The organism is Dolichospermum sp. LEGE 00246 (genome assembly GCF_015207865.1).
GTDB lineage: Bacteria > Cyanobacteriota > Cyanobacteriia > Cyanobacteriales > Nostocaceae > Dolichospermum > Dolichospermum heterosporum.
This window is the reverse complement of record NZ_JADEWA010000288.1, coordinates 1-7,033: the sequence shown is the minus strand read 5'-3', so window position 1 is coordinate 7,033 and position 7,033 is coordinate 1. Positions and strand designations below refer to the sequence as shown.

The window sequence follows — 7,033 nt, the reverse complement described above, 5'->3', positions numbered from 1 at the left end:
TCTCCAAACCTCTCCCCGAAGCGGGGAGAGGCTTTGAAAACCCCCTTCCCTCGTAGGGAAGGGGGCAGGGGGGTTAGGTTTTTGGAGATTATCGGTTTCATCTAATACTTTTAAAACATCCTCTTAGCCATTGTTCTAAGTCATTAATATCTCCAAAATCTAATAATGCTTCTCCGAGGTCTTCTAGCTGTGCTATTGTCAAGCTGTTAATACTTTCGATATGGCGAGTAATCAATTTTCCAAACCGCTTAGATAACTGCCGCAGCAGTAAGGTTTTTTCACCTTCTTGTCTACCTTCCTGTCTACCTTCCTGTCTACCTTCTTGTCTACCTTCTTGTTCACCTTCCTGCTTTGCTTCTTGATATACCCTTGTTTGCTTAATATCACTTACTAAAAACATGGCTTCTATCTCCTGACGGCTTAATTGGGAAAACTTTGACACTAAGACAGTTTCCAATAACTCTATAATACCTTGTCTTTCTCTCTCATTGCTAACTTCTGTTTTTGTTCTTGCCATCAAGTTTTGAACTAATTGTGGTGATTGGTTTTCTTTACTGACAATTAATTCAATTAACCCTACACCTATTGAACCTGATGGTATTTCATCTAAATAAATTCGTTTGATGCGACCACTATTGACTAATTCTTGTTGGTAATTAGTTAATCTTTCTACATCTAAACTACGTTTAGCAAATAAAGCTACTGCCTGCCAGTCTTGTTCTGGTTTATATTGATTGAGATAAATATTTATCTCTGTGATTAATTCCCAGTAAAATTCTGGTTTATTTTGAAATTGTACTTCGACGAAATAGATGGGTTTTTCCTCACTATCTGGCATGAATATCCCATCAAATCGAAAAGCTTTTTCTTTAACTTCTACAGACGTAAACTCATAACCTTCCGCATTTTCTGTTGGTTGTCCCAGTAGTTCAAATAATAGAGTATGGAAGGTGAGGAAGATTTGGTAGAATATTGTATCTGTGTGCATTATTTATGATTTAATTCCAAGCTGGTAGCTTCTGCTAAATGCTTAATTAGTGTAGACTGAGGTAAGGGTCCATGCAAGTGATTCCAAGGTAAAATTTGCTCAGTTGACCAATTGCTGTGAACATAAAAATCTAAGTCGGGAATTTGTCCTTTCAGTTGTTTAAAAGCCCGTTTATAACTTCCCAAAGAGTCGCCAAAATCACGGGTTAATTCTAATAATGGAGAAAGTCGGCGATCGCCTCTCGACAACAAAGCCTGTATAATTGACCAATTATAGCTTTCTGGTCGAAACTCCATCCCTTGAGGTTTTATTTGCTTTTGTAACAATTGCAACCGCTTTTCTGCTTGCTTATTTACCCCAAACCATTGAAATGGTGTGTGTGATTTGGGGACAAAGGTACTACATCCCAGTGTTAACCGCAAACCAGGGGCAGCTTTTCTTATACCTTCCATCATTTTTACAGTTGCGTCCACATCTTCTGCTTCTTCCCCAGGAATTCCCACCATTCCATAGAGTTTTAAACTAGATAAACCACCAGCTTTTGCATTGATAGCTGCTTGGATAATTTCATCATTACCTAATTTTTTATTGACAATTTTCCGAACTTTTTCCGAACCACTTTCCACCGCAATTGTCAATGATCTTGTATCTCGTTTTGCCAAAGTTTCGGCTAATTTAACTGTAACTGTATTGGTTCTTACAGAAGCCACACTCAACCGCACATCATCATATTTTGGTTGACTAATATAATCTAATAATTCTGTAAATTCTGGATGTTGAGTAACAGAAGCCCCTAACAAACCCAACCGACTTGTAACTTTTAAACCCCGTTCAATCCCAGGAATTAAAGAATTTTCCAAACTCGCAGTTCTAAAAGGCAACGTTAAATAACTAGCTAAACAAAAGCGGCACATTTCGGGACAACTCCGCACCACTTCCACCATATAAATATTTTCCCAAGCCGCTTTTTCTGTCACCACAGTAGAAGCAGAAAGAGTATTGCCTCGATAAGTTTGCTTTTGGATAATTGGGGGAATTTCCTCTGAAATCGGATTAATTGATTTTATTTCCCCATCTGGGGTAACATATTCTATTACATATAAACTAGGAATATAAATTCCCGGAACTTGGGCTAAAGTTTTTAATTGAGTTTCTCTATCAGCATTTCTGACTTTTTTATAAGTATCTATAAAATCGCCAAGCAGATTTTCACCATCTCCCAATAAAATCACATCAAAAAATTCGGCGTAAGGTTCAGGATTAGCCGTCAAAACTGGTCCACCACCAAAAACTAAAGGATAATTTTGATTGCGAGAATTAGCCCGAATGGGAATTTCTAAAGATTCCAGAAGATTAAAAATATTCACATAATCTAATTCCCAAGACATCGAAAAACCTAATAATTCTGGATATCTAGGAAGTTGTTCCCGAATATCAGTAAATAAGCGACTTACCTGCAAATCATCACGCATAGCCAAAGTCGCCCATACTACCTGATAACCCAGGCTAGTTATCCCCACAGTGTACTCATTGGGAAAGGCGAAAATTACGGGAATGGCATCGTGCTTGGGGGTTGCAGGGGTAAATAGAAGGCGTTCGCAGTCAAATACAGATGATGTCACAGCTTTTTTAGTAAGGTTATCTATATTTAATTTTAAGCCATAGAATAATCAAGTTAAAACATAATGTCACCCCATTAGCGAGAATAACGGGCAAAGCACCGAGAATAATCCCATAGACTAACCACAGAAACAAACCACTCATGAAGACAATCAGCATCACATAAGAAACATCTTTTGCTGATTTCGTGCGCCATATTTGGAACATTTGTGGTAAAAAAGCAATAGTAGTTAATGCCCCTGCAACTAAGCCTAAAATGGTGATAAAATCCATGTTCAATAATATATCCTGATTTTAAAGATTATACTCCATTAATTGCAGATATTTAGCTCAATAGTAGAAATTAAAAATTGAAAAAGTTTTTTAGATCATGTTATTTGAATCTTAGATCCGGAAAAAATATTATTTGTGAGTTATTGTTTTGATGATAAGTAGGTAAACGGAAAAATTTAAAGGTATATAACGATATGTAAAGTTGTCTCAATGCGAGATTATGATTGAGTTTCAGCCATTTTACAAAACGCAATACCCCTCATTTTTATTTTGTTTACCTACTTAATGTGGGCATTCTATGGGAACACCAAAAAATAAATTACCCAATTTTGTGGGATGGGCATACTTCGACAAGCTCAGCACAAGTCCTGCTTGTCCTTGATGATTAGCGGGCAAGATGCCCGCACCACAAGAAATTTTTGGGTATTTTTTTAATTGGAAGTCCCTATAAGAATAAGTAGGTGAACACAATAAAACCAAACTGTGTAAAGAAACATAAAATCGCCCAAACCCTCTTCACTCTTGCCTTTTGCCTTGCCATAACGACAATTTTCAACGCCAACATACTTAGTTATCAATTGCCATCTCTAATTGGCGAGGAATCGAATATGAAACAATACACCCTTTTTTATCCCACATTCCCCACTTCATTGTGTATTATCCATTAAAAAAGCTAAAAACCGGCTAAAATAAATCCTTTGCTGACAAGCCTTTCAAGACTTAACGGGAAAAGTCAGAATTCTACATGAGGAGTGATGCGATCGCCTAAACAGATCCTATAAATATGTGTATGTGTAGACCCCGTAGTTGCCCTCATAATTATCGGGTTAATGATCAATATCAATTCTACATGATGCGATCGCCCAAAAAATCCCATAATATATGTAGGGACGATCCCCCCGTGGTTCCCCTAATCTTTACTACAATTATATTTTACATAAGGATAAATCTTTGTGGATGATACTCTGACAATAACTAATGCAAATATTCCCCATGCACCAGAATTAGCAATTATTCGATTAGAGGATATTTTCAAAATTTATGGAATTGGGGAAATAGAAGTTAAGGCACTGAATAATGTAAATTTGGTGATCACACAAGGCGAATATTGTTCGATTATGGGACCCTCTGGTTCGGGCAAATCTACAGCTATGAATATTATCGGTTGTTTAGATCGTCCTAGTAGTGGAAATTATTATTTAGATAATTTGAATGTCGCGCAAATGAATGATACTGAATTGGCGCATATTCGCAATAGAAAACTCGGTTTTGTCTTTCAACAATTCCATTTATTAAATCAATTAACAGCCCTAGAAAATGTCATGCTGCCAATGGTGTATGCTGGTGTTAAATCTGGGGAAAGAAAAGATCGGGCGACATCCGCATTAATCAAAGTTGGCTTAGAAAACCGCCTCAACAACAAACCTACCCAATTATCAGGGGGACAACAACAAAGAGTAGCGATCGCTCGTGCCATTGTCAACAATCCCGTTGTTCTCCTCGCAGATGAACCCACCGGCGCACTTGATTCTCATACTACCCAAGAAGTATTAGACTTGTTCAGTGAACTTAATAGCAGTGGTATTACCGTTGTTATTGTCACCCATGAATCAGAAGTTGCGCGACAAACTAAACGGATTGTTTGGTTTCGTGATGGTGAAGTTGTTCATTCTCATCTGACTCCCCATGAATTACATGAAGTTGTCACATCTTAAATACAGCAGGAGGGAAAAGATAAGAGTTTGATGGCTTAATTTTCTTACTTCACTAAATCAAAATTTGCACTGGGAGTAAATCTAAAAAGATGTCTAACACCCTATATGATAGCGATTTGCAATTATGGATTGAGCAAACAATTCAGCAGTTACAAAATCATGAATTTGAGTCGCTAGATATTCAGCATTTGATTGAGGAGTTAGTTGATTTGGGTAAATCGGAGAAGAATACGCTCAGAAGTAATCTCAAAATTTTATTGGCTCATTTACTCAAGTTAAAGATTCAACATGATGCACCTGATTCGATGAAGGGAAGTTGGTACAGTTCAGTTGTGGAACATCGTCAGCGGGTTCTGGATAATTTAGCCGATACTCCCTCTCTTAAAAGTTTCTTGGTTGAAGCTATAGAAAAAGCTTATCCCGACGCTCGTAAGTTAGCAATTAAAGAAGCTAAATTTGCCAAATTTGGGGTGCGGATACCGGAAGAAAGTGAATATCCTATCACCTTTCCTTTTTCGATTGAGCAAATTTTAAATGAGGACTTCTACGGATTGTAAATGACAGGAGAAGTTTCATTTCACAAAAGTAAGGTGGGAATTACCCACCCTAAATTATTAAACTTGAATTACACCTTAAACTTAGCGGTGATTCGCTTCATGGCTTCTTCTACATTTTCCCGACTATTAAAGGCAGAAATACGGAAATAACCTTCACCCGCAGCCCCAAAACCAGAACCAGGAGTTCCGACAACATTCACGGTTTCTAATAACTTATCGAAAAATTCCCAACTAGATAAACCATGAGGAGTTTGCACCCATACGTAAGGGGCATTTACGCCACCATAAACATTTAAACCAGCGTTTTTCAGTTCTTCACGAATGATTTTAGCATTGTCTAAATAGAAGTTTACCAAACCTTTGATTTGTGTTTGTCCTGCTTCTGAATAAACCGCTTCTGCACCGCGTTGAATAATATAAGAAACGCCGTTAAATTTGGTAGACTGACGACGATTCCAGAGTTTCCAAAGTTCGACATTAGTACCGTCAGCAGCTTTAGCTGTGAGGTTTTTGGGAACAACAGTTAAAGCGCAACGAGTTCCGGTAAACCCAGCATTTTTGGAGAAAGAACGAAATTCAATAGCACAATCTCTCGCACCTTCGATTTCAAAAATAGAATGAGGTAAGGTAGGATCTGTAATAAATGCTTCGTAAGCAGCATCAAAGAAGATAATTGAACCGTTAGCTTTGGCATAATTTACCCAGGCTTGCAAGTGTTCTTTGGTTGCAGTTGCACCTGTAGGATTATTAGGAAAGCAAAGATAAATTAAATCAACTTTTTGGCTAGGAATTTCCGCTGTGAAATTATTTTCAGCGGTGACAGGTAAATAAACTAAACCACCATATTCGCCTTTTTCATTCGCGTCTCCCGTGTTACCTGCCATGACGTTGGTATCTACGTAAACGGGGTATACTGGGTCTGTAACGGCGATAATGTTATTTTTGCCAAAAATATCGAGAATGTTGCCAGAATCGCACTTAGAACCGTCGGAAATGAAGATTTCATCGGCTTCTATGGCTGCTCCCCGTGCCTGGAAGTCGTGGGTGGCGATTTTCTCCCTTAACCAAGCATAACCCTGTTCTGGTCCATATCCTTTAAAAGATGAGCGATCGCCCATATCTTCTACAGCTTTAATCATGGCTGTGCGACAAGCTTCTGGTAAGGGTTCAGTGACATCACCAATCCCCAAGCGAATGATTTTAGCATCAGGGTTAGCTTGGGCAAAAGCATTTACCCGTCGCGCAATTTCTGGAAACAGATAACCAGCTTTGAGTTTCAGGTAGTTGTCGTTAATTGTAGCCATAGTAAATTTTGAGAAAAAAGACAATCATACACTATCTTACTTTGAGTAATGTCTGATAGAGCAATTTTCCATGAAATCGAGTTATAATTATTTTAGAAAATTCCCATATTTGAGAAACTATGAGTCTCATTAATGAAGCTACTAAACAACGAATTATCCAAGAGGTTTTAGAGGCTAGAAAAAATCGTCCTCAGTTTCTAGTTGCTATGCAAGAACGCCAAAAGCAAGGTTTAAAAATTGCTCGACAATGTGCCAAAATATTGAAAGAAAGATTTGGTGCAGAAAAAGTTGTCTTATTCGGTTCTTTATTGGATCATCAACAAATGAGTTGGCGTTCTGATATTGATTTAGCTGTTTGGGGTTTACCAGAAAAAGATTATTTTAAAGCAGTGGGGGTTCTTTTAGATATTGCTGAAGATTTTTCTCTTGATTTGATGGAAGCACAACACGCTAAATCTTATATTTTACCTGCAATTTCTCAAGGAATAGAACTATGATTGGATTGAGGAAAAAAATTTCTGAAGAACTAATCAAGCTTGAAGAATTGGTGAATAGAGTTAATAGATTATTATTATT

At 37.6% G+C, this 7,033-nt stretch carries 7 protein-coding genes; 3 read left to right on the top strand and 4 right to left on the bottom strand.

Going from position 1 to position 7,033, the window contains the following annotated elements; translation table 11 throughout:
- Positions 1–97 precede the first annotated feature (97 nt).
- Genes IQ228_RS17530 through IQ228_RS17520 form a run of 3 tightly spaced genes read right to left on the bottom strand, consistent with a single transcriptional unit; the run spans position 98 to position 2,881 of the window.
- On the bottom strand, positions 98–988 hold the full coding sequence (locus tag IQ228_RS17530; RefSeq protein ID WP_193963746.1) for an Rpn family recombination-promoting nuclease/putative transposase: 891 nt from the start codon (positions 986–988) through the stop codon (positions 98–100).
- Entirely contained in the window at positions 988–2,610 is a 1,623-nt protein-coding gene (locus IQ228_RS17525; RefSeq protein ID WP_193963744.1) for a radical SAM protein, read from the bottom strand. Before IQ228_RS17525 ends, IQ228_RS17530 begins: the two co-directional genes overlap by 1 nt.
- 16 nt (positions 2,611–2,626) lie before the next feature.
- Positions 2,627–2,881 (bottom strand): SemiSWEET transporter, encoded by a 255-nt coding sequence (locus tag IQ228_RS17520; RefSeq protein ID WP_027404936.1) that lies wholly within the window; start codon positions 2,879–2,881, stop codon positions 2,627–2,629.
- A gap of 953 nt (positions 2,882–3,834) precedes the next feature.
- Here IQ228_RS17520 and IQ228_RS17515 point away from each other — a divergent pair.
- Positions 3,835–4,596 (top strand): ABC transporter ATP-binding protein, encoded by a 762-nt coding sequence (locus tag IQ228_RS17515; protein ID WP_027404937.1) that lies wholly within the window; start codon positions 3,835–3,837, stop codon positions 4,594–4,596.
- 89 nt (positions 4,597–4,685) lie between these two features.
- Positions 4,686–5,153: a DUF29 domain-containing protein gene (locus IQ228_RS17510; protein ID WP_027404938.1), complete on the top strand. Its 468-nt coding sequence runs from the start codon at positions 4,686–4,688 to the stop codon at positions 5,151–5,153.
- A gap of 68 nt (positions 5,154–5,221) precedes the next feature.
- Here IQ228_RS17510 and IQ228_RS17505 read toward each other — a convergent pair whose 3' ends face one another.
- A complete protein-coding gene (locus IQ228_RS17505) occupies positions 5,222–6,457 on the bottom strand; it encodes an LL-diaminopimelate aminotransferase (RefSeq protein ID WP_027404939.1) in 1,236 nt (411 codons plus the stop codon).
- A gap of 119 nt (positions 6,458–6,576) precedes the next feature.
- Between IQ228_RS17505 and IQ228_RS17500 the strand changes: the two genes are divergently transcribed.
- Positions 6,577–6,954 carry a nucleotidyltransferase family protein gene (locus tag IQ228_RS17500; RefSeq protein ID WP_027404940.1) on the top strand — a complete coding sequence of 126 codons (378 nt, stop codon included), beginning with the start codon at positions 6,577–6,579 and terminating at the stop codon, positions 6,952–6,954.
- The last annotated feature ends 79 nt before the right edge of the window (positions 6,955–7,033 follow it).